This window comes from Actinopolymorpha sp. B17G11, from assembly GCF_040196095.1.
Taxonomy (GTDB): domain Bacteria; phylum Actinomycetota; class Actinomycetes; order Propionibacteriales; family Actinopolymorphaceae; genus Thermasporomyces.
In genome coordinates this window covers 74,385-96,369 of the sequence record NZ_JBEFTW010000001.1, presented here as the reverse complement: position 1 = coordinate 96,369, position 21,985 = coordinate 74,385, and the positions used below count along the sequence as shown (strand labels likewise).

The 21,985-nt window shown below is 69.0% G+C and carries 18 protein-coding genes; 9 read left to right on the top strand and 9 right to left on the bottom strand.

The window, feature by feature from the left end; translation table 11 throughout:
• Positions 1-153: 153 nt before the first annotated feature.
• Positions 154-1,287 carry a phosphoserine transaminase gene (gene serC / locus ABN028_RS00445; RefSeq protein WP_349329648.1) on the bottom strand — a complete coding sequence of 378 codons (1,134 nt, stop codon included), beginning with the start codon at positions 1,285-1,287 and terminating at the stop codon, positions 154-156.
• Positions 1,288-1,450: 163 nt separating this feature from the next.
• Between serC and pdxH the strand changes: the two genes are divergently transcribed.
• On the top strand, positions 1,451-2,119 hold the full coding sequence (pdxH, locus tag ABN028_RS00440) for a pyridoxamine 5'-phosphate oxidase (protein ID WP_349329649.1): 669 nt from the start codon (positions 1,451-1,453) through the stop codon (positions 2,117-2,119).
• Between the two features lie 559 nt (positions 2,120-2,678).
• Here pdxH and ABN028_RS00435 read toward each other — a convergent pair.
• Complete coding sequence (locus tag ABN028_RS00435; RefSeq protein WP_349329741.1) at positions 2,679-3,467, bottom strand: DeoR/GlpR family DNA-binding transcription regulator; 789 nt, start codon at positions 3,465-3,467, stop codon at positions 2,679-2,681.
• 377 nt (positions 3,468-3,844) lie between these two features.
• On the opposite strand from ABN028_RS00435, the gene ABN028_RS00430 reads away from it, so the two are divergent.
• The 4 genes from ABN028_RS00430 to ABN028_RS00415 are packed head-to-tail and all read left to right on the top strand — an operon-like array spanning position 3,845 to position 7,752.
• The gene (locus tag ABN028_RS00430; RefSeq protein ID WP_349329650.1) at positions 3,845-4,750 is read left to right on the top strand and encodes an SIS domain-containing protein; all 906 of its coding nucleotides are present in this window, start codon (positions 3,845-3,847) and stop codon (positions 4,748-4,750) included.
• A complete protein-coding gene (locus ABN028_RS00425) occupies positions 4,747-5,733 on the top strand; it encodes an ROK family protein (RefSeq protein WP_349695167.1) in 987 nt (328 codons plus the stop codon). Before ABN028_RS00430 ends, ABN028_RS00425 begins: the two co-directional genes overlap by 4 nt.
• On the top strand, positions 5,730-6,878 hold the full coding sequence (gene nagA / locus ABN028_RS00420) for an N-acetylglucosamine-6-phosphate deacetylase (RefSeq protein ID WP_349695166.1): 1,149 nt from the start codon (positions 5,730-5,732) through the stop codon (positions 6,876-6,878). The genes ABN028_RS00425 and nagA overlap by 4 nt, the downstream gene beginning before the upstream one ends.
• Before the next feature lie 37 nt (positions 6,879-6,915).
• Positions 6,916-7,752 carry a class II fructose-bisphosphate aldolase gene (locus ABN028_RS00415; protein ID WP_349329653.1) on the top strand — a complete coding sequence of 279 codons (837 nt, stop codon included), beginning with the start codon at positions 6,916-6,918 and terminating at the stop codon, positions 7,750-7,752.
• Positions 7,753-7,775: 23 nt separating this feature from the next.
• On the opposite strand, the gene ABN028_RS00410 is transcribed toward ABN028_RS00415, so the two are convergent.
• The 6 genes from ABN028_RS00410 to ngcE all read right to left on the bottom strand — a co-directional run bounded on the left by ABN028_RS00410 (position 7,776) and on the right by ngcE (position 14,749).
• On the bottom strand, positions 7,776-8,636 hold the full coding sequence (locus ABN028_RS00410) for a sugar phosphate isomerase/epimerase family protein (RefSeq protein ID WP_349695165.1): 861 nt from the start codon (positions 8,634-8,636) through the stop codon (positions 7,776-7,778).
• Positions 8,633-9,811 carry a dihydrodipicolinate synthase family protein gene (locus ABN028_RS00405; RefSeq protein ID WP_349695164.1) on the bottom strand — a complete coding sequence of 393 codons (1,179 nt, stop codon included), beginning with the start codon at positions 9,809-9,811 and terminating at the stop codon, positions 8,633-8,635. The genes ABN028_RS00410 and ABN028_RS00405 overlap by 4 nt, the downstream gene beginning before the upstream one ends.
• On the bottom strand, positions 9,808-11,043 hold the full coding sequence (locus tag ABN028_RS00400) for a Gfo/Idh/MocA family protein (protein ID WP_349329656.1): 1,236 nt from the start codon (positions 11,041-11,043) through the stop codon (positions 9,808-9,810). Before ABN028_RS00400 ends, ABN028_RS00405 begins: the two co-directional genes overlap by 4 nt.
• A gap of 310 nt (positions 11,044-11,353) precedes the next feature.
• Complete coding sequence (locus ABN028_RS00395) at positions 11,354-12,298, bottom strand: carbohydrate ABC transporter permease (protein ID WP_349695163.1); 945 nt, start codon at positions 12,296-12,298, stop codon at positions 11,354-11,356.
• A gap of 35 nt (positions 12,299-12,333) precedes the next feature.
• On the bottom strand, positions 12,334-13,239 hold the full coding sequence (locus tag ABN028_RS00390; protein WP_349695162.1) for a carbohydrate ABC transporter permease: 906 nt from the start codon (positions 13,237-13,239) through the stop codon (positions 12,334-12,336).
• A 70-nt stretch (positions 13,240-13,309) separates the two neighbouring features.
• Complete coding sequence (gene ngcE / locus ABN028_RS00385; RefSeq protein WP_349695161.1) at positions 13,310-14,749, bottom strand: N-acetylglucosamine/diacetylchitobiose ABC transporter substrate-binding protein; 1,440 nt, start codon at positions 14,747-14,749, stop codon at positions 13,310-13,312.
• A gap of 293 nt (positions 14,750-15,042) precedes the next feature.
• Between ngcE and ABN028_RS00380 the strand changes: the two genes are divergently transcribed.
• From ABN028_RS00380 to ABN028_RS00365, 4 genes are all read left to right on the top strand, one after another.
• The gene (locus ABN028_RS00380; protein WP_349329660.1) at positions 15,043-16,080 is read left to right on the top strand and encodes a LacI family DNA-binding transcriptional regulator; all 1,038 of its coding nucleotides are present in this window, start codon (positions 15,043-15,045) and stop codon (positions 16,078-16,080) included.
• A gap of 192 nt (positions 16,081-16,272) precedes the next feature.
• Entirely contained in the window at positions 16,273-17,289 is a 1,017-nt protein-coding gene (locus ABN028_RS00375) for a hydroxyacid dehydrogenase (RefSeq protein WP_349695160.1), read from the top strand.
• Between the two features lie 295 nt (positions 17,290-17,584).
• A complete protein-coding gene (locus ABN028_RS00370; RefSeq protein WP_349695159.1) occupies positions 17,585-18,157 on the top strand; it encodes a CGNR zinc finger domain-containing protein in 573 nt (190 codons plus the stop codon).
• Positions 18,158-18,483: 326 nt separating this feature from the next.
• Entirely contained in the window at positions 18,484-20,139 is a 1,656-nt protein-coding gene (locus ABN028_RS00365) for a DNA repair helicase XPB (protein ID WP_349694499.1), read from the top strand.
• Between the two features lie 89 nt (positions 20,140-20,228).
• Here the strand turns inward: ABN028_RS00365 and ABN028_RS00360 are convergent, their stop codons facing one another.
• Positions 20,229-21,827 (bottom strand): glycoside hydrolase domain-containing protein, encoded by a 1,599-nt coding sequence (locus tag ABN028_RS00360; protein WP_349695158.1) that lies wholly within the window; start codon positions 21,825-21,827, stop codon positions 20,229-20,231.
• Positions 21,828-21,985: the final 158 nt, after the last annotated feature.

The following is a 21,985-nucleotide window of genomic DNA, read 5'->3' as shown; positions in this document are numbered from 1 at the left end:
CCCAGGTTGCCGGACAACCAGATCGTCGCCTGGGTGACAACCACCGAGGCGAACTCGACGCCGGCGCGGGCGGCACATGGGGAGCACCTGCCCCAGCACCGACGTTCACTCGGTGAGCGCCCGGTTGAGCCGGTAGGCCTCCGCCCGTTGAGCTCAGCCGAGGCGTTCGACCACGTGGTCGATGCAGACCGTCAACGCCTCCACATCGGCCGGGTCCACCGCCGGGAACATCCCCACCCGCAGCTGGTTGCGGCCGAGCTTGCGGTAGGGCTCGACGTCGACGATGCCGTTGGCGCGGAGGACCTTCGCGATCGCCGCCGCGTCGACTGCCGCCTCGAAGTCGACGGTCCCCACCACGAGCGAGCGGGCATCGGGGTCGGCGACGAACGGCGTCGCATACTCCGACTTCTCCGCCCAGGTGTAGAGCCGGCTCGACGAGTCGGACGTACGATCGACCGCGCCCTCCAGCCCGCCGAGCGCCAGCAACCAGTCCAGCTGCTCGGCGAACAGGATCAGCGTCGCCACGGCAGGCGTGTTGTACGTCTGGTCCTTGCGGGAGTTGTCGATCGCCGTCGGCAGGTCCAGGAACGTCGGGACGTAGCGGCCGGAGGCGGCGATCTCGTCGACCCTGGCCAGCGCCCGCGGCGACAGGACGGCGACCCAGAGTCCGCCGTCGGCGGCGAAGCACTTCTGCGGCGCGAAGTAGTACGCGTCCGTCGCGGCGATGTCGACCGGCAGGCCCCCCGCCCCCGACGTCGCGTCGATGAGCAGCAAGGCGTCATCGGCGGCGCCATCGACCCGGTGGACGGGTGACATCACGCCCGTCGACGTCTCGTTGTGCGGCCAGGCGTACGCGTCGACACCCTCTTCGGCGTAGGGCGTCGGCAGTGTCCCCGGCTCGGTCCTGACGATCGTGGGGGTGTCGAGGAACGGTGCGCCCGACACCACGGCCGCGAACTTCGACCCGAACTCGCCATGGGAGAGCAGCTGGGTTCGCGAGCGCAGCAGGTTGTGCGCCGCGATGTCCCAGAACGCGGTCGTCCCGCCGTTGCCGAGCACGACCTCGTAGCCGTCGGGCAGCCCGAACAGCGCGCCGACCCCTTCGCGGATCCGGCGGACGAGCTGCTTGACCGGTGCCTGGCGGTGGGACGTGCCGAGCAGGGAGGTCGCCGCCGCGGACAGGGCGTCCACCGCCTCGGGACGGACCTTCGACGGTCCCGAGCCGAACCGGCCATCAGCCGGCTTCAGGTCAGCGGGGATCACGATGCGATCAACTGCGTCGGTCACGAGCCACCTCTCGGAACGGAAGAAACGAGCGTTCATTGTCTCAGGCGGTTCCATCGCTCCAGGTGCCCCGCCCCCGTCCGGTGCCTGATCACCAAGGGGTCCGGACATGGCGCTCGGCGACGTTTCATGATCACCTGGGCGGGTCGCGCTAGGGTCGTGGCTCGTGGAACAGGGATCAGGCAGTGAGTCGCCACTGGCCGCGATGCGCCGCCGGTACGCCGACCGGCCACTGAACGAAGCCGACCTGGCGTCCGACCCGCTCGTGCAGTTCCAGCAGTGGCTCGCCGACGCGGTCGAAGCCGACATCGCCGAACCCAACGCCATGGTGCTCGCGACCGCGACCGCCGACGGCATCCCGTCCGCGCGGACCGTCCTGCTCAAGGGTCTCGACGAACGCGGCTTCGCCTTCTACACCAACCTCGAGTCGGCCAAGGCCGCCGACCTCACGACCAACCCGCGCGCCGCGCTCGTCTTCCCGTGGCACGCCATTCAGCGGCAGGTCCGGGTCAGCGGTACGACCAGCATCGTGAGCCGGGACGAGTCCGCCCGCTACTTCGCGTCCCGGCCGCGCGACAGCCAGCTCGGAGCGTGGGCGAGCCGGCAGTCCAGCGTGGTCCCTGATCGGGCGACCCTCGACCGGGAGTACGCCAACCTCGAGGCGCGCTGGCCGGAAGGAACAGAGATCCCCCTGCCGGACTTCTGGGGCGGCCACCGCATCCGACCCGAGTCCTACGAGTTCTGGCAGGGACGCCAGGGCCGGCTTCATGATCGGGTGCGGTACCGGCGGGAGAGTTCCGGCGGCGGCTGGCGGATCGAGCGCCTGGCCCCGTGAGATCTGCGTACGACCGGATCTCGGAACCCCATGCGGGTAAGAAGAATCCGGGCATGAGGCGACCCGCGGGCTTTGTGTGCTGGGGGGACTAGTTCCAGCGCCCGCGGGTCGGGTGGCTGCCTTGGTTTCGCCGGCCGCCGTCCGGCACTCGTTGTTCCGGGTCCCCTGACATAAGGGAACCCGCCCACCAGGGTGCGGGTATGAACACGGTGCCATCGGGACGCGCCGGTAGTCGGCAGTCGGTCCTCAAATGGAACGGCGGCTAGCGGACAGCCACCTCACGAGTCCCAGAGCTATGCATGCGCTGGACCACCTCCTTTCCCGTGTACGCCCGACCGTACGCGGGAGCCGCCCATCTGACAACGAGGTATTGCGGCGGATTCCTGTGTCGGCCGAACCATTGGCGGCATGTCCGGCGGACGTGACAAGTGCGAAGAGTGCCGTTCACATCCGCGTCACATTCGCACAAGCGGGGTTGCCGGTCACCGAGGAGCCAGCCGCGGTCTTGGGGCAAGCCTGGCAGGACCGTCAGACCGGCATCCGTCAGACCGGCGTTCCGTCAGACCCGCATCACCTTGACGCCGGCTTCCTCGAACAGCCGGATCGACTCCTCGGGTCCGCCGAAGTCGGTGATCAGCAGATCGATCTCCTCCGTACGCCGGATCCTGGCGAACGCCTGCGCACCGATCTTGGAGCTGTCGGCGACGACCACGACCTGGCGGGAGCGGGCCGCCATCAACTGGTTGATCATGGCCTCGCCCTCGTGATGGGCGCTCGCGCCGTGCTCCGGGCTGATCCCGTCCGCGCCGAGGATCGCCATGTCGAGGCTGACGCCTTCGAGGATGTGGGTCGCGAGTGGCCCGGCGAGTTCGTAGGACTGCGGGCGGGCGACTCCTCCGGTCACGACGATCTTGACGTGCGGCCGGACGGTGAGCTCGTTGGCGATGTTGACGGCGTTGGTGACGATCGTGACGGCGCGGCGGCCGCCGTTGGGCGAGCGCAGGTCGCTGCGGGTGGCGATGGCGCGGGCCACCTCGGTCGCGGTCGTACCACCGTTGATCCCGATCACCATCCCGGCGGTCACGAGGTCTGCGGCGGCCTTGCCGATGCGTTGTTTCTCGCTGGCGAGGCGCGCGGTCTTGTAGCGCAGCGGCAGGTCGTAGGCGACGCTGTGCGCGACCGCACCGCCACGGGTGCGGGTGAGGAACTGTTGCTGCGCCAGATGATCGAGGTCGCGGCGAATGGTCGCCGTCGAGACGTCGAGTTCCTCCGCGAGAGTTTCGACGTCGATCTGGCTGCGTTCGGCGACCAGTTCAAGAATCGCATTCAACCGTTCGTAACGGTTCATGGTCACCGCCCCATGCCTGAAACTGCGCGTATTTCCGGGCAACCGATCATAAGGTGCGTAGACGCGCCCGGAGGCGCGCAGGAAGCTGCAGATAGTTTCGGAACCACGACACAAACGCGTGGGTTTCCCCACGAAGCGGCACATCCCCGGCGCCCAGGCGTCGACACGTCAGGCCCCCGTTTCGAATCTCGTGTCGATTCTTTCGTCCAGCAAATACTGGCAGTTGATCGCCACTGACAGTGTCACCGACGCGGGATCATCTACACTCCGCGACAAATCTGCACAACACTGATCGCTTATCGTCCCTAACATGCACAAACGAGCGAGCTGATGCCCTATGCTCGGGCGAGCCAAAAAACTCGAGCTTTGGGGTGCTCATGCCGTTTGTGACTGACGAGATCGCCAGCCAGCCCGACTGCTGGCGACAGGCCGTCATGCTCGCCGACAAAACCGGGACCATGCTCCCCCGTCCCGGCGAGCGGGTCGCGATTCTCGGGTGCGGCACCTCGTTGTTCATCGGTCAGTCGTACGCCGCCCTGCGTGAGGCCGCCGGCCACGGCGAGACCGATGCGTACGCCGCCACCGAGTTCCCGCAGGGACGCCGCTACGACCGGGTGGTCGCGCTCTCCCGCTCGGGCACCACGACCGAGGTCCTGAGCCAGTTGACGAGGCTCCGCGGGAACGTCCCCACCGTCGCCCTCACCGCTGATCCAGTGGCGCCGATGGTGGATCTCGCCGACGAGACCGTCGTCCTGAACTTCGCCGAGGAACACGCCGTCGTGCAGACCCGCTTCGCGACGTCGGCGCTGACCCTGCTGCGCGCGCACCTCGGCATCGACCTCGAGGGGGCGATCGCCGACGCGGAGACCACCGTCGCCGCCCCGCTCCCGGCCGGCGCCGTCGAACGCCGGCAGTTCACCTTCCTCGGCACCGGTTGGACCATCGGCCTCGCCAACGAGGCGGCGCTGAAGATGCGCGAGGCGTCGCTGTCGTGGACCGAGGCCTACCCCGCCATGGAGTACCGGCACGGGCCGATCAGCATCACCGACACGTCGTCGGTCGTGTGGTTCCTCGGCGCTCCTCCGGCTGGCCTCGTGGAGGAGATCCGCAAACTCGGCGCGCTCGTCGTGTCCGAACCACAGAGCGACCCGGTTGCCGAGCTGATCCGGATCCAGCGGCTCGCGGTCGAGATCGGCGCCGCCAAGTCGCTCGACCCCGACCGCCCTCGCAACCTCAGCTTCTCCGTCGTCCTGTCCCCTGCCAGCGGAGCCGGCATTTCGTGACCAGGTGCGTGGTCGCCCTCGACGTCGGGGGTACGACGATGAAGGGCGCGCTGGTCGACTCCCGGCGTACCGTCCGGTTCCGCCGGTCGTTTCCGACGCCGGTCGAAGCGGGTCCGGACGCGGTCGTCGACCAGATCGGTACGGCGTTCGAAACACTGTCGGGGCAAGCCCACGGAGCGGGGCTCGCGGCTCCGTCCGCGGCCGGACTCGTCGTTCCCGGGATCGTCGACGAAGCCGCCGGTGTCGCCGTGGTCGCGGCCAACGTCGGCTGGCGTGACGCCCCGCTGGCGACGTTGCTGCGGGAGCGCCTGGGGTTGCCGGTGGCACTGGGTCATGACGTACGCGCCGGTGGGCTCGCCGAGAGCGTTCTCGGAGCCGGGGCCGGCTCGCGCGACGTCCTCTTCGTCGCGCTCGGGACGGGCATCGCCGCCAGCTGCATCGTCGACGGCCGACCGATCGTCGCGGGTGGGTATGCCGGCGAGATCGGGCACATCGTCGTCGAACCCGACGGCGATCCCTGCGGCTGCGGCGGCCGTGGCTGCCTGGAACGGGTGGCCTCCGCGGCGGCGGTCGCCCGCCGGTACACCGCCCGCGCCGGAGTCGAGGTGGCGGGCGCCGCCGGGGTGGCAGCGGCCGTACGCAGTGGAGACCCGGTGGCCCGCGTGGTCTGGGACGAGGCGGTGTCGGCGCTTGTCACGGTCCTGCACACGGCCGTCACCCTGCTGGGACCGGAGGTCGTCGTCGTGGGTGGCGGACTCGCCGAGGCGGAGGACCTTCTCCTCGCGCCGCTGGAGGCGCAACTCGACAAGCGGTTGACGTTCCAGCGCCGGCCCCGGATCGCCCGGGCGGCGCTCGGGGACCAGGCCGGGTGCCTGGGAGCCGCGCTGCTCGCCTGGCGGCTCACCGGGGACAATGCAGGTCCCGACAGCGACGCGGGAGACGTGGGAGACGTGGGAGACGTGGGAAAGGATGCGACGCCGTGACGGTGCTGGCCAACGCGCGGGTCGTGACTCCCGCCGGTGTCCTCGATCCCGGTTGGTTCGAGGTGACAGGTGACCGTCTGACGTCAGTGGGCTCCGGGGTCGCGCCGACGGCGGTGGACCTGGACCTGTCCGGCCGGATCGTCGTACCCGGCTTCGTCGACACCCACGTCCACGGCGGCGGAGGTGCGTCGTACCTCTCGGCGACCCCGGAGGACACGGCGACGGTCGTCGGCTTCCACCGCGCGCACGGCACGACAACGACGTTCGCGAGTCTCATCTCCACGACCGCGGACGAGCTTCACCGCCAGGTCGCCGCGCTGGCGGACCTCGTGAGCGACGACCTCCTCGCCGGCATCCACCTCGAAGGGCCGTGGCTCAGCACCGCCCGCCGGGGTGCGCACAATCCGGCGGTCCTCCGTCCACCCGCGCGCGAGGAGGTCGCCCACCTGCTGCGGCTAGGCCGCGGGGGCGTGACCATGGTGACGGTGGCGCCGGAGCTCCCCGGCGGGCTCGATGCCGTACGCCAGATCGTCGACGCGGGCGCGGTCGCCGCCGTCGGACACAGCGACGCCGACTACGCCACCGTCCTCGCGGCCGTCGACCGCGGGGCGACGGTCGGTACGCACCTGTTCAACGGCATGCCACCGCTGCACCACCGCACGCCCGGGCCGGTCGGCGCCCTGCTCGAGGACTCCCGGGTGACGGTCGAGCTCATCGCCGACGGCATCCATCTGCACCCGGCCGCCATCGGACTCGCCGTGCGGTCCGCGGGCGTCGACCGGGTGTCTCTCGTCACCGACGCGATGTCGGCCGCCGGGATGGGCGACGGCGTTTACGGCCTCGGTGAGCAGTCCGTCGAGGTCAAGGCGGGCGTGGCACGCTTGGCCGGCGGCGACTCGATCGCGGGAAGCACGCTGACGATGGGCGGGGCGTTCCGCTTCGCCGTCCACGACGTCGGGCTGTCGCTGGAACAGGCCGCGCGGGTCGCGGCGACGACTCCGGCGCGAGTGTTCGGGCTCGCCGACCGGGGCGCCCTCGAGGCGGGACTGCTGGCGGATCTGGTCGTCCTCGACGCGGACCTCGCGGTCGTCGCCGTGATGCGGCGCGGTTGCTGGGTGACCGGCGAACCGGGCGCTGCCCGCTGAAGAGCCTGGCACGGACTTTGCGAAGGAGAAGCCGCACATGCCGCTGACACCCACCGGTGAGATCGTCCGCAATGCCGCCGAGACCGGCCGCGGCGTCGGTGCGTTCAACGTCATCCAGCTCGAACACGCCGAGGCCCTCGTCGCCGGCGCCGAACACGCGGGCGCTCCGGTGATCCTGCAGATCAGCGAGAACGCCGTGAAGTACCACCGCGGACTCGAACCCCTCGCCCTCGCGACGCTCGCGGTGGCCAGGGAGGCCTCCGTCCCGGTCGCCGTCCACCTCGACCACGCGACCGATCCGGAGCTGGTGCGGGAGGCGGTGACGCTGGGCTTCGGTTCGGTGATGTTCGACGCGTCGGTCCTTTCCTACGACGACAATGTGGCCGCAACCCGCGAGGTCACGGCGCGTTGCCACGAGCGGGAGGTCTTCGTGGAGGCGGAGCTGGGTGAGGTCGGCGGCAAGGACGGCGTGCACGCGCCCGGGGCCCGGACCGATCCGGACGAGGCCGCCGCCTACGTCGAGGCGACGGGCGTCGACGCGCTGGCGATCGCCGTCGGCACGTCCCACGCGATGCTGGAGAAGACCGCCTCACTCGACTTCGACCTGATCACCGCGCACCGCCGGGTCGTACCTGTGCCGCTCGTGCTCCACGGCTCGTCCGGGGTACCCGAGGCCGACCTCACCCACGCCGTCGAGGCCGGGATGACGAAGGTGAACATCGCGACGGCGCTGAACCAGGCGTTCACGGCGGCGGTACGGGACTACCTCGCGGCGAACCCGAGCGTCGTCGACACCCGGAAGTACCTCGCACCCGGGCGCGCGGCCGTCGCCCGCGAGGTGACCCGGCTGCTCGGCGTCCTCAAAGCCACCTGAGGGGGCCCGGTACCGCGGGTCGCTCAGAGAACGAGGTCGATGTAGCGCTGGACCATCGTCGCGACCACCTCATCGGGATCGGCCGCCCAGATGTCGGCGTTGAAGATCTCCACCTCGATGTCGCCGGTGTAGCCCGCCTCGTCGACCGCGACCCGGAACGGCCGGTGTTCGATCACGCCGTCGCCCATCATGCCGCGCGCCAGCAACGCGTCGGACGGGATCGGCAGGTTGAAGTCGCAGACCTGGAACGACGCGATCCGCAGCCGCGCCCGGCTGATCTGCGCCCAGACGGTCGGATCCCACCAGACGTGGAACGTGTCGACGACCACGCCCACCCGGTCGAGCGGGAACTTCTCGGCGAGGTCGAGCGCCTGTCCGAGCGTCGACAGCACGGCACGGTCCGCGCAGTACATCGGATGCAGCGGCTCCAGTGCCAGGCGTACGCCATGCTCACCGGCGTACGGCGCCAACTCCGCAACGGCATCGGCCACCCGCGCCCGGGCGCCCGGCAGGTCCCGCGAGCCCTCCGGCAACCCGCCGACGACCAGGACCACACACGGTGCGCCGAGCGTCGCCGCCTCGTCGATCGCCTGCCGGTTGTCGTCAAGAGCACGTTGACGTTCCACCGGGTCGGCGGCGGTGAGGAAACCGCCACGGCACAGCGACGACACCCGCAGGCCGGCATCCCGAACGAGCTTGGCGGCGTGGTCGAGCCCCGTGTCCTGCACCGGCTCGCGCCACAGGCCGATCGCCGGGATCCCGGCGCGTACGCAACCGTCGACCGCTTCGGCCACACTCCAACGGTTCGTGGTCTTCTGGTTGAGCGAGAGCCGCGCGAGTCGCGGATCGGCGGTGCGTTCTGCCGGCGTCGGCGTGGCACTCACGAGCCGACTCCCTGCACCGTGAGGAACTCCCGCATCCGCACGCACGCCAGGTCCGGATCCGGCAGCAGACCGGCCTGGTCCGCGAGCCGGAACGCCTTCACCAGATGGAGAACGCTGCGCGCACTCTGCATCCCGCCGACCATCGAGAACCCCCTCTGATGCCCGGAAAGCCAGGCCAGGAAGCAGATTCCGGTCTTGTAGTAGTACGTCGGCGCACTGAACAGGTGCCGCGACAGGGGCACCGTCCCCGCGAACGCCTCGTCATAGGCTTCGGCATCACCGCGGTCCAGAGCCGCCAGCGCCGTGGCCGCGGCAGGCGCGATGGCGTCGAAGATCCCCAACAGGGCATCGGATCCGGACCTGATCAACGCCGGATAGTTGAAGTCGTCGCCGGTGTAGAGATGTACGCCCCCGGGCAGCGCGGATCGCAGCCGTACTTCGTGATTCTCATCCAGCAAGGAGACCTTGACACCATCGATTCGGGCGGCGTGCTCACGCACGATCGCGACGAACGCGTCGGTGGCCTCGTCGACGTCGACCGCGCCCCAGTAACCCTCGAGCGCCGGATCGAACATCGGCCCCAGCCAGTGCAGGATCGCCGGCGTCGTCGTCTGGCCGAGCAGTCGTGCATAGACCTTCGCGTAGTCCTCAACGCCCCGCGCCGTCGCCGCGAGGTGCCGGCTGGCCATCAGGATCGGCTGGGCACCGGCGCCCTCGACCACCGCGAGTTGTTCTTCGTACGCACCGATCACGGTGTCGAGGCTGACCTCGGCAGGTGCCGGCCACGGCAGCTGGTCGGTTCCGACGCCGCACGCGAGCAGGCCGCCCTGGGCGGTGGCCTCGCCGGCACTGCGCCGGATCAGCTCGGCGGCGGTGTCCCAGGTGAGACCCATGCCCCGCTGGGCGGTGTCCATCGCGTCCGCGACGCCGAGACCGTAGGACCACAGGTGCCGGCGGTACGCAAGCGTCGCCTCCCAGTCGAGTCGGGCCGGCGCGCCGGGTGCGTTGTCGGCCAGCGGATCAGCGACGACGTGAGCGGCGGCGTACGCGATCCGGCTGGAGAAGGGACGCTCCGGACGCTGCCAGTTACGCGGCTCGGCGAGGCGATAGGTCTCGAGCGATCCGTCCGCCCGGGGCAGGGCGACCGACACTGCTCCGGCGGCTGCCGAGGTCACAGGCCCACCTCTGGTAGCTCGATCCGGCGACCCTCGTCGGAGGACCGGCGGCCGAGCTCGGCTAGTTGCACGCCGCGCGCGGCGGCCAGGAAGTCATAGGCGAACGGCGTGTCGTCGAAGCAGTGCCGGAGGAACTGTTCCCATTCGGACTTGAAGCCGTTGTCGAACTCGGCGTTGTCGGGAACGATCTGCCACTGGTCCCGGAACTGCTCCGTGGCCGGCAGGTCCGGGTTCCACACCGCCTTCGGAGTCGTGGCACGGTGCTGGATCCGGCAGTTGCGCAACCCGGCGACCGCGCTGCCCTCGGTGCCGTCGACCTGGAACTCCACGAGTTCGTCGCGGTAGACACGTACGCACCACGACGAGTTGAGCTGCGCGATGACCCCGCCCTCCAGCTCGAAGATCGCGTAGGCGGCATCGTCGGCTGTTCCGTCGTACGGCTTGCCCTGCTCGTCCCAACGGCGGGGAATGTGGGTCACCGAACGGGCCGTGACCGCCTTGACCGGGCCGGCGATGTCTTCGAGGACGTAGTTCCAGTGGCAGAACATGTCGAGGGTGATGCCGCCGCCCTCTTCGGCGCGGTAGTTCCAGCTCGGCCGCTGCGCCGGCTGCCAGTCGCCCTCGAACACCCAGTAGCCGAACTCGCCGCGGATCGAGAGGATCCGGCCGAAGAAACCGCTGTCGACGAGCCGGCGGAGTTTGCGCAGACCGGGAAGGAACACCTTGTCCATCACGACACCGTTGCGGGCGCCGGCATCCCGGGCGGCGCGGGCGAGTTCGAGGGAGCCGAGGAGTGAGTCCGCGATCGGCTTCTCACAGTAGATGTGCTTGCCGGCCGCGATCGCCGCCAGAACGGACTTCTCGCGCAGCCGGGTGGCCTGGGCGTCGAAGTAGATCAACGCCGACGAGTCGCTGAGCGCGGTGTCGAGATCGGTCGTCCAGCGGGTGAGGTCGTGCCGGTCGGCGATGTCACGCAGCTTCTGCTCCGAACGCCCGACCAGGATGGGATCCGGGACGACCCGGGTGCCATCGGCCATCACCACGCCGCCCTGTGCGCGAATCGCCAGGATCGACCGCACCAGGTGCTGGTTGTAGCCCATCCGGCCGGTAACGCCATTCATGACGATGCCGATCTCGCGTACGGCCATGCGTTCCTCCGCCCTCCGGTCCCCACCCCCGCGAACACTCCGAACTCGCGTCTCCGCGGGGAACGCGTAACCCGCAGCTCCCATCGGGCCGACTCCTTGCGCCAGGTGCCCGGCAGGAAACCCCGGAATCTCCCAGGGAAAACGCTTTCCAGCGTAGCTGAGAGCGACAGTTCCGGGCAAGTCCAGCCTCGGACATCGGCGGCTGCCCCGCTTCCATGATCATGAAGGAAAAGCGGTCTATACGTACACAGATCCTTCCTGATCACGATCATGATCACGGGACAGAGCGCGCGCGGGCAGGCCAGGGCCTCGACCCGTCCTACCTCCCGGGTCGGGGCTACTTCAGGGCTCCGGCGTTACTTCAGGGCTCCGGCGTTACTTCAGGGCTCCGGCGTTACTTCAGGGCTCCGGCGGTCAGGCCTTCCTCGACCCGGCGCTGGAAGACGATGTAGACCGCGAGGACCGGGATCATGGCGATCACCAGACCGGCGAACATCTCCGCCACCGACGTGGCACTTGATTCATAGCGGGTACGCAGTGCGAGATCGGCAAGCCCCTGCGTCAGGAGGAAGTTGCTGTTCTGCTCGTCCTTGGACGGGTTCAGCACCAGGGGCAGGAGGTACTGGTTCCACTGCCCGAGGAAGTTGAAGACCCCGATGCTGATCAGCCCCGGCTTCGCCATGGGGAGCATGATCTGGAAGAACGTCCGGAAATGCCCGGCACCGTCGATGAACGCCGACTCCGCCAGTTCCTTCGGCAACGAGGCGAAGAACGCGGTGAGGAAGAAGATCGAGAACGGCAGCGAGAACGCGACGTACACGATGATCAGGCCGAGAAAGCTCTGCTGGAGACCGAGGTTCTGGGTGACCTTCACGAGCGGCACGATCGCCAGGAACAACGGAAACGTCATGCCCACCAGGAAGAGGTAGTAGACCAGCCGGCTCCCTGGAAACTCATAGCGGGCAAGGACGTACGCGGCCATCGACGACAACAGCAGCGTCAGCAATACACCGCACGACACGACGATGATCGTGTTGATGAAGAACGTTCCGATGTTGGCGGTCGCCCAGGCGTCGGCGTACGTCGAGAACTGCCACTCACGCGGCAGCGCGAAGGGGCTCGCGAAGATCTCCCGGTTGTTCTTGAACGACGACAGCAGCACCCACACCATCGGCAGGATGACCATCAGGGCCCAGCTGATCACGAAGATCTGCGGAATCGCCTCGCCCAGGACCGCCGCGCCGGTGAATCGCTGGCGCGGTGCCGGTGGCGGGGCCAGGCGTTGCTCGACCTCGCCGGTCTGGGTCGTACCCGGCGCTGCCGGAGGCATGAAGCCCATCGCGACTCTCCTTCCTGGAGCTGGGGGAAGACAGGTCAGTACTCGAGGCGTTCGCGCCTGGTCACCCGGAACGTCAACACCGCAAGGAGAAGCGAGAAGACGAGCAGCATCGTCGCCATCGCCGAGGCGTACCCGAACTGCGAGTTCAACTCGAACGCCGTGCGGTAGAGCTGGGTGGCCATGACGTCCGCGCCGTAGTCGGCGACCCGGCCGTTGCGGGCAAGCACCGACAGCAGAGCGAACATGTCGAGGGTGTTGATGCAGATGTAGACGAGTGCGACCTGCACGTGCCCCCACAGGAGTGGAAGCGTGACCTGGGTGAAGAGGCGGACGCGGCCGGCGCCGTCGATCGCCGCCGCCTCGAAGAGTTCCCGCGGGATCTGCTGCATTCCCGCGATGAACAACACCATGTAGAACCCGATGGACGCCCAGACCGCCACGAAGGCGATGGCCCACAGGATGACACCGGGGTTGCCCAGCGGGCCGTTGGGGATCACGTCCAGCATGTTGACTCGAACGGCTTCCAGCGCCTTCTGCAGCAGTCCGCCATCGGTGCTGTAGATGAACTGGAACATGATCGCCACGATGACGACCGGCAGAACCTGCGGGAAGAAGTAGACGACGCGGTAGATCTTCGCGCCGAACAGACCCTCCCGAGTTCCGCCTCCGCCGCCGCGGGTGAGCAGGGACGCGAAGATCAGAGCGGGTGCGAGGGTCGCGATCGGGATGACGACGAGCAACTTCAGGTTGTTGCCCACCGCATGCCACCAGGCGGCGTCCTGCAGCAGTGCGATGTAGTTCGCGAAGCCGATGTAGTCGAACGTCGGTGTGAACCCGGTCCAGTTCGTGAACGAGATCTGGATGCCCTGCACGAACGGCGACAGGACGAAGACCACGTAGAGGGCGAGGGGCGGCGTGAGGAAGGCGAGGATGAAAGGCACGCGACCTTTTCGCATCGTTGCGTCGCTCCAGCTCTCGGCGCTCTCGGCGCTCTCGGCGCGCTCGGTGTCGTCAGCGCGTGAACTTCTTGATCTTCGGGTCCTTCTTCACCGCGTCGGCCTTCTTCTGCACCCGCTCCAGGAATCCTCTGGCATCGAGCTTGCCGGTGAGGAGTACGCCCATGGCGGCCTCGATCTCCTCCTGCAGCGGGCGATACCACGTGCCGTACTTCGGCGGCTCGATGCGTTCGACTGCCTGGGCGGCCTTGACGAGTTCGAGCGAGGACTCGAGCGTGCTGTCGAGGTCCTGGCTGTCGTGCGCGCCGTCGACGATGGTGAGGGTGTAGGTCAGCTCGGCGAACTTCTGCGCACCCTCCGCCGACAACATGATGCGGAGGAACTCCAGGCCGCCGGCGGTGTTCTTCGCCTTCGACGGCACCAGGAAGCTCTCACCCGGGCTGTACGGCACCGCGTCGAACGGCAGCTTGTCGCTGGAGTCCAGCGACGGCGTCGGCGCGATCGTCATCTCGAAGTCGCCCGGCAGCTGGGAGCCCAGCTCGCTCTTCAGCCATGAGCCGCAGGGAATGATCGCGGCCTTGTGCTGCGCCCACGCGGCCTGGCTCTGGATGTGGCTGAGCCCAGCCGTGCCCGGCATGATGTAGCCCTTGGACTTCAGCTCGAAGAACGCCTCGGCGACCGCCACCACCGCGTCCTGCTGCCATGCACCGTCCTCGAGGTTGTCGATGTTCTTCATCACCTCGTTGCCGCCGTGCTTCTGCACCATCGGGTTGAAGACCGACACCATGTAGCCGGGGTACTGCCCCTGATAGGTCCACAGCGGTATGCCCTCGGCCTTGGTCTTCTCGCCGAGCGCCATCAGGTCGTCCCAGGTCTCCGGCGTCTCCCAGCCGTTCTCCTCGAACAGCTTGCCGTCGTGCCAGAGCCCGTTGATGTTGAGGGCGTACGGAACTCCGTACGGCTTGTCCTCGAAGAGCAGCGGGTCGAGCGCGCCTTCGATGAGGGTCTCGCCGACCTTCTTGCCGGGGATGTCCCACGAGGGGGCGTCGAGGAGCGGGGTGATGTCGAGCAGCTGGCCCTGGTTGACGAGGGTGGCGGTGTCGAGGTCCTGCGCGCCGGAGTTGTCGAAGACGTCGGGCGGGGTGCCGTTGACAAACCGCGGCTGCAGCTGCGGGGTGATGTCCTGGGTGCCGAGGTGTTTGACCTCGGACTCGGGGTAGCGCTTCTTGTACATCGCCTCGTGGTACTTCGCGTACTCGTCGCTGAAGCCACCCTTGAAGATCACGACGTCGAGAGGTGCCTTGGGGTCGACACCGAACGGGTTGTTGGCGTCGACCTTGCCACCCGGCTTCTTCGTGGGTCCGGTCGTGCCACCACCGCCGCCGGTCGCGCAGGCGCCGAACACCGTGCCGCCTCCAGCGGCTGCGGCGAGGAACGCGGCGCGGCGAAGCAGCTCGCGACGGTCGAACCCTGCGTACCTGCGGTGCTGGGTCATCCTGCCTCCTGGTGAGCCATACCGGCGGCTTCGAGGTGTGAGCGCGTGGCGTCCGCGCCGGAAGCTCCACAGACCCCGTTCGACCGTGGAGTGCCGAGCACACTAGTGGCGGGACCACGCCGCAACAAGGGTTTACGGCGGTGGTTCGCAGAGTCGTAACTTTCATTCGAACGTTTCGAAGCACGCGCCATGGCGAACGGCGGCCATCAGGCGGCTCGGCGTCCATCGTTGCCCGCGATCCGGCATGCTGGTGCTCAGAACCCATCGCGTCGAGTGCCGGGGCGGAGAACCTGATGAGCATTCCCACCGTCGTCACCCTCGGCGACGTCGCGCGGCGTGCCGGAGTCTCGCTCGCCACGGCGTCACGGGTCCTCAACGGCAGTACCCGCCGGGTCAACGAGGACCTGCGTACCGTCGTGCTCCAGGCTGCCGACGAACTCGGTTACACCCCCAACCTGCACGCACAGGCCGTGGCTCGGGGCACGAGCTCGACCGTGGGCCTCGTCGTCCACGACATCGCCGATCCGTACTTCTCCGCCATCGCCTCCGGCGTCATGAGGGTCGCCGACGAGCGTGGGCTGATCGTCACCCTCGGCACGACCTCCCGCAACCCGAACCGTGAGGTGCAGTACGTCGCGATGCTGCGTGCCCAGCGCGCCCGGGCGGTGATCCTGGCGGGATCCCGGATGGCCGACAAGGAGCAGACTGATCGGCTGGCGAAGGAGGTCACCGCGTTCCGGCGTACCGGCGGGCGGATCGCCTGCGTCAGCCAGCACCGGCTGCCGGCCGACACCGTGCTCCCTGAGAACCGCGCGGGCGCGAGGGAGCTGGCCGTCCGGCTCGCAGAACTCGGGCACCGGCGGTTCGGCGTCCTCGCCGGGCCGCGGGCGATCCTCACCGCCCGCGACCGGCTCGCGGGCTTTCGGGCCGGCCTGGCCGAGAAGGGCATCGAGCTGGCGCCCGAGGCGCTGGTCGAGGGGCCTTTCACCCGCGACGGCGGCTACGAGGCCGGACGGGAACTCCTGTCCCGGGGGCTCGACATCACCTGCGTCTTCGGCGTCAACGACGTGATGGCGGTGGGCGCCATGGCCGCGTGCCGCGAGCTGGGGGTCGACGTTCCACGCGACCTGTCGATCGCCGGATTCGACGACATCGAGACCCTGCGTGATCTGGTGCCGCCGTTGACGACTGTCCGGCTGCCGCTGGAAGAGATGGGAGTACGCGCGGGAGAGCTGGCCCTCGAGCTCGAGGCGCCGACGAAGGACCGGCTCGTGCGCGTACGCGGTGAGGTCGTCATTCGCGAGAGCACCCGCGATCTGCGTACGTCCTGATCTGGCTCTTGATGAGGGCGCCCCCGCGCCGAGAGGTTCGCCACAGGGGCGCACTCATCCAAGGTGCCATTGGATGAAGGGCACCCTCACCCACGTCGCGCATCGCCTCGGTGATGTCCGATTCCATCGCCGTTGATCATCTTCATCAGGGTGGGAAAGCGCTTGCAGGGCCTGTCCGCTACCCTGCGAGGCATGCCTGCCGTCCGCCGTCCCTCCGTCGTGCTCGCGATGTCGCCCGCCCACCCACCGCGACTGTTCGACGACCGGCTCCGGGAGCGACTCCGCGACCTCGCCGAGGTCGACGTCGACCAGATCATCGACGACTTCACGACCGACGAGGCCCGCGAGGCACTCCGCACCGCAGAGGTGCTCCTCACCTGCTGGGGATGCCCACCGCTCGACGCCGACGTCATGGCCGCGACCCCCGCGCTCGAGGCGGTCATCCACTCCGCCGGATCGGTCAAGTCGCTGATCACCCCCGCCTGTTGGCAGCGGGGCATCGCGGTGTCGTCCGCCGTCTCCGCCAACGCCGTGCCCGTGGCGGAGTACACGTTGGCCATGATCCTGCTGGCCGGCAAGCGGGCGTTGCCGATCCAGGCGGCGTACCGGGCCGATGCGACCCGTCGGGACTGGGCGGCGGTCCATCCCGGCCTCGGCAACTACCGGACGACGGTCGGCATCGTCGGCGCCTCCCATGTCGGACGCCGGGTGCTCGAGCTGCTCCGTCCCTTCGACATTCGCGTGCTCCTCGCCGACCCGACGATCGACGTCGCCACGGCCGAGCGGCTCGACGTCCGACTGGTCGGGCTGGACGAACTGGTCCGCAGCTCCGACGTCGTGACCATCCACGCGCCGGACATCCCGGCGACGCGGGCCATGTTCGACGCGCGACGGCTGGCGATGATGCGTTCGGGCGCGACGCTCATCAACACCGCACGTGGCCGGTTGGTCGACACGGAGGCGCTCACGGCTGAGCTCGCGACCGGCCGGATCTACGCCGTGCTGGATGTCACCGACCCGGAACCGCTACCGCCTGACTCGCCGCTGTTCGCGATGCCCAACGTCGTACTCACACCCCACATCGCCGGGTCGCTCGGCCGGGAGATCAACCGGATGGGCGCATTGGCGCTCGACGAGTTGGAACGCTACGCCCGCGGTGAGGGCTTCGCCTTTCCCGTACTCGCAGAACGCCTGCCGATCCTCGCGTAGAAGGCTCCGCCCCACGGCGGTCTCCTGCCGCCGTGGGCTGATGCGTGCTGCGCGATCAGTGGCTACGTGGCGCCTCCTGCGGAAGGCCCCAGGTGCGTTCCCACGAGTTCCAGTCCACCGGTGCCTCCGATGGCTTGGCTGTCGCGGGTGTCTTAGCTGCCTCTGATGTCTCGGCCTGCCGCGCGTGCGGCGCGTGCGCCTCCTCTACTACGCCGCTTGGACCCGATGTGAGATGTAATAGGCATCGGGCAGTTGTGCTGCTTACATTTCGGGGTTTGGGCGGTAAGGTACACAAGTGGACTTTCTCCGTTACGCCGAGCAGGCGGCCGATCTCGTCAATTCCCCGCTTGACGACGAGGACGACCTGCGTGCCCACCTCGGCGAACGACCCTGGTTGGCCGACCGGGTGACCGGCGCCGACGTCCGCGCTCTCCGCCGGCTCCAGCGCCAGCTCCGGCCCGCGTTCGAAGCAGACTCGAACCACCCGGAAGACGTCGTACGCCTACTCAACGAACTTCTCGCCCGGCACCCCGTCTCGCCGTTTGTCTCCGGTCACGACGCGCAGAGCTGGCACCTGCACGTGGCCGAGCGGGAGTCGTCCGTGGCCGAAACGCTGGCGGCAGAGGGGTTGATGGGGATGGCCGTCGTGGTCTGCGACCTGGGCGCGGACCGGTTCGGGCGCTGCCAGGCGAAGGGCTGTCAGAACGTCTTCGTCGACACCTCGCCCAACCGGTCGCGGCGCTACTGCTCCGAACGCTGCTCGTCCCGCGCCAACGTCGCCGCGTTCCGCGCCCGCCGCAGGTCCGCCGCAGGAGCTGACGGCTCCATAGCTGACGCCGCAGGGCCAGACGCCTCCGCTGGCCCGTGATCATGATCGTGATCATGAAGGCTATGTGGGGCTATGGCCCCGTCGCCTTACCTGACCCCGTGTCGGTTCCTGATCACGATCATGATCACAGGTGGGTCCCGGCCGGGCTCTTCGATCCGCTCCTCGATCGCAGGTCTGGGCGAGTTTGGACCCAGCCAACCCGGACACAGCCAACCCGGACACAGGCAACCGGACACAGGCAACACGGACACAGGCAACACGGACAGAGCGGAGCGCGGCCGTCCGCCCCCACTGGCGAGGCGGAACAACACCGGGGTTGCCCGGGGTTGGACACTGGAGGTTCCCGACGAGATCCCGGAGATCGCGTGAACGACGGCCCGCTCATCGTCCAGTCCGACAAGACCCTGCTGCTCGAGGTGGGGCATCCCGCAGCCGACGACGCCCGCAAGGCGATCGCGCCATTCGCCGAGCTCGAGCGCGCCCCGGAACACGTCCACACCTACCGCCTCACACCCCTCGGCCTCTGGAACGCCCGCGCCGCCGGCCACGACGCCGAGCAGGTGGTCGACACGCTGCTCCGCTTCAGCAGGTACGCCGTACCCCACGCTCTCCTCGTCGACGTCGCCGACACGATGGCGCGCTACGGTCGGCTGCGCCTCGACAACGATCCGACCCACGGCCTTGTCCTCGTCACCACCGACCGGCCGGTACTCGAGGAGGTCCTTCGCAGCGCGAAGCTCAAGCCCATGCTGGGCAAGCGGATCGACCTCGACACGGTGGCGGTCCATCCCTCCGAGCGCGGGCACGTCAAGCAGGCCCTGCTCAAGCTCGGCTGGCCGGCCGAGGACCTCGCCGGCTACGTCGACGGCGAGGCGCACGACATCGACCTGGCCGAGGACGAATGGGCACTCCGTCCGTACCAAACCCACGCCGCCGAAGCGTTCTGGCACGGCGGTTCCGGCGTCGTCGTCCTCCCGTGCGGCGCGGGCAAGACGCTCGTCGGAGCGGCCGCGATGGCGCACGCGAAGGCGACGACGCTGATCCTCGTCACCAACACGGTCGCCGCCCGGCAGTGGAAGGACGAGCTGGTCCGCCGTACCACCCTCACCGAGGACGAGATCGGCGAGTACTCCGGCTCCCGCAAGGAGATCCGGCCCGTCACCATCGCGACGTACCAGGTGGTCACGACCCGCCGCAAGGGCGCCTACACCCATCTCGAACTCTTCGGCGCCCGCGACTGGGGGCTCATCGTCTACGACGAGGTTCACCTGCTGCCCGCACCCATCTTCCGGATGACGGCCGACCTGCAGGCCCGGCGCAGGCTCGGGTTGACGGCGACGCTGGTCCGCGAGGACGGCCGCGAGGGCGACGTGTTCAGTCTCATCGGACCCAAGCGGTACGACGCTCCGTGGAAGGACATCGAGTCGCAGGGCTGGATCGCGCCGGCCGACTGCGTGGAGGTACGCGTCACCCTCACCGACGCCGAACGCCTCACCTACGCGACGGCCGAGGTCGACGAGCGCTACCGGCTCGCGTCCACGACGGACACCAAGGCGCGGGTCGTCGAACGCCTCGCCGCGCAGCACCGGGGTGAGCCCACGCTGGTCATCGGGCAGTACATCGACCAGCTCGACGACCTCGCCGCCCGGCTGGACGCGCCGATCATCAAGGGCGAGACGACGGTACGCGAGAGGCAGCGGCTGTTCGAGTCCTTCCGTACCGGCGAGATCTCGCTTCTCGTCGTGTCCAAGGTGGCGAACTTCTCGGTCGACCTGCCGGAGGCGGCGGTCGCGATCCAGGTGTCGGGGACGTTCGGATCGCGGCAGGAGGAGGCCCAGCGGCTCGGCCGGCTGCTGCGGCCCAAGCACGACAAGCGAGCGGCGCGGTTCTACGCGGTCGTGTCACGCGACACGGTGGACCAGGACTTCGCGGCGCACCGGCAGCGGTTCCTCGCAGAGCAGGGTTATGCATACCGCATCATCGACGCCGACGACGTACTGTCGGGCGACCTACCGAGCTAGGTCAGCGCCTGTAGTCGAGGCGTGTTGGATGAGGGGACCCCTGCAGCGAATCTATTGGCGCAGGGGCGCCCTCATCCAAAGCCGAGCAGTCAGCGAGGGTCCGGAGCGGCGCAGCGCGGGATGGGTTGGCTGTAACCGGGCCGCCCGGGCGTGAGGACGTACGCATCCGCCACCCAACCGCCGGAGTCCAGCTGGTTCCACACCGCGCTGGGTCCCACCTGGCTCCCGGCCTGTTGGCAGGTGATGTACGCCAGACCACCGGTCCGGATCAGCCCGACCGCCGGGTACGAGGTCCCAGGGCCGGACCGTGCCCGCAACCCGATCCGGGACGTGACCGCGTACTGGTACTTCACCGAGCCGAGCGGCCCGTCGACCATGTTGCTGTCGATGTTGAGCCGGCGACCACCCCAGGTCTCGTTGTGCTCGCCGCGGTACTGCTTGAGCCGCTGGTGCGTACCCCACTGGCTGTCAGGGACGTGCGGCTCGCCCCACACCGACGCCCGACCGTCCCAGCGCGCGGTCCAGATGGCGTCCGGACGCGCGAACGACGACGACCCGTACGCATCGGAGAGGTCCCGGATCCCCGACGCCGCGCTGGAGTAGACACCGGACAGGTAGCCGCTGTCGTGCAACTGCGTCGTCCAGGCGTGGAGGAACTGCATGACGGTCCGGCGGCAACCGGTGTTGCCGGTGTCGTAGGCCTCCAGGTCGAAGTAGATCGTGCTTCCGCCGTACAGCCCGAACCGTTGCGCCCGGCGTGTGGCGTCCACCGCGGCGGTGGCGCCCTGCTGGGCGACGTTGGTGGGCCTGATCGGGCCGAGGTCGTCCTGGAAGGCACACGGCGCCTGGCGCCCGACGTAGATGGGCAGCATCTGCCACCCGAGCCGGGCACTCGACCGCACCCAGGAGGCCGACAGGTTGCCGTCCGGGCATGCCCGGTTGACGCCGCCGATGTAGATGCCGACCGTGCGGTACGGCGACGCCAGCCAGGCCCTCATGGTCGTGAGAGAGGGTGCGGTGCAGGTGTCGAAGCCGCGACCGAGGTGGCGCGGGGTGTTGCCGCCTGACGCGGTGCGGGAAGGGTCGGAGAACATCGGCTCCGGTGACGACCCGGCGGGCCCGGACGTCGCCGACAGGTCCGCCGGCTCGCCGATGGGTGTCGTCCGTTCGGGCCCCGTGTACTGGACCCGCTCGAGGATCGCGGTCACCACGTCCGGGCTCTCGCCGTACGCCGCGGTCACGGCCAGCCCGGTGCCCGCGAGTGCGTGGGTGGTCTCCTCGCTCGCGGTCGACGCCGGCGTGGTGTCGACTGATGCGGCGCCCGGACCGGCCGGTGCATTCCCCGCGGCGGGCGCGGTGCCAGTCGGTGCCGGGGCGGCGCCGACCGCCAGCGTTCCGTCGGGCTCGCCGCCCGTGGCAGGCGCGACGAGCAGCCCGTCGGACCGGCCGACCGCGCGATGTGGGCAGTCCTGGTCCGCACCAGGAGTGCCGAGATAGAGCGCCGGAACGTCGAACCGTACGCAGGTTCGCGGGCGGGCCTCCAGGTCGTGGACGGCCCAGCTGGACGGCACGTCGAGCCGGAGCCCGCGATAGGTCACCGCCTTGGTGCCTCCCAGGTCTTCACCGGAAACAGCGGGGAGAGCGTCAGCTGTCCCTGGCCCGAGCATGAATATCGGTGACGCGACCATCGCACACGCACTTCCCGCGACAACGACTGACAGTCTTCGGCTCCGCCATTTCGGCCGGCGGCCGGCACGTGATCCGAACACGTTTGGATGCGCCTCTCCTGTGAAATCCATCGCGTCACCAACCGCGCTTTCTCACCAGGCAGAGCGGCGGTGAACGC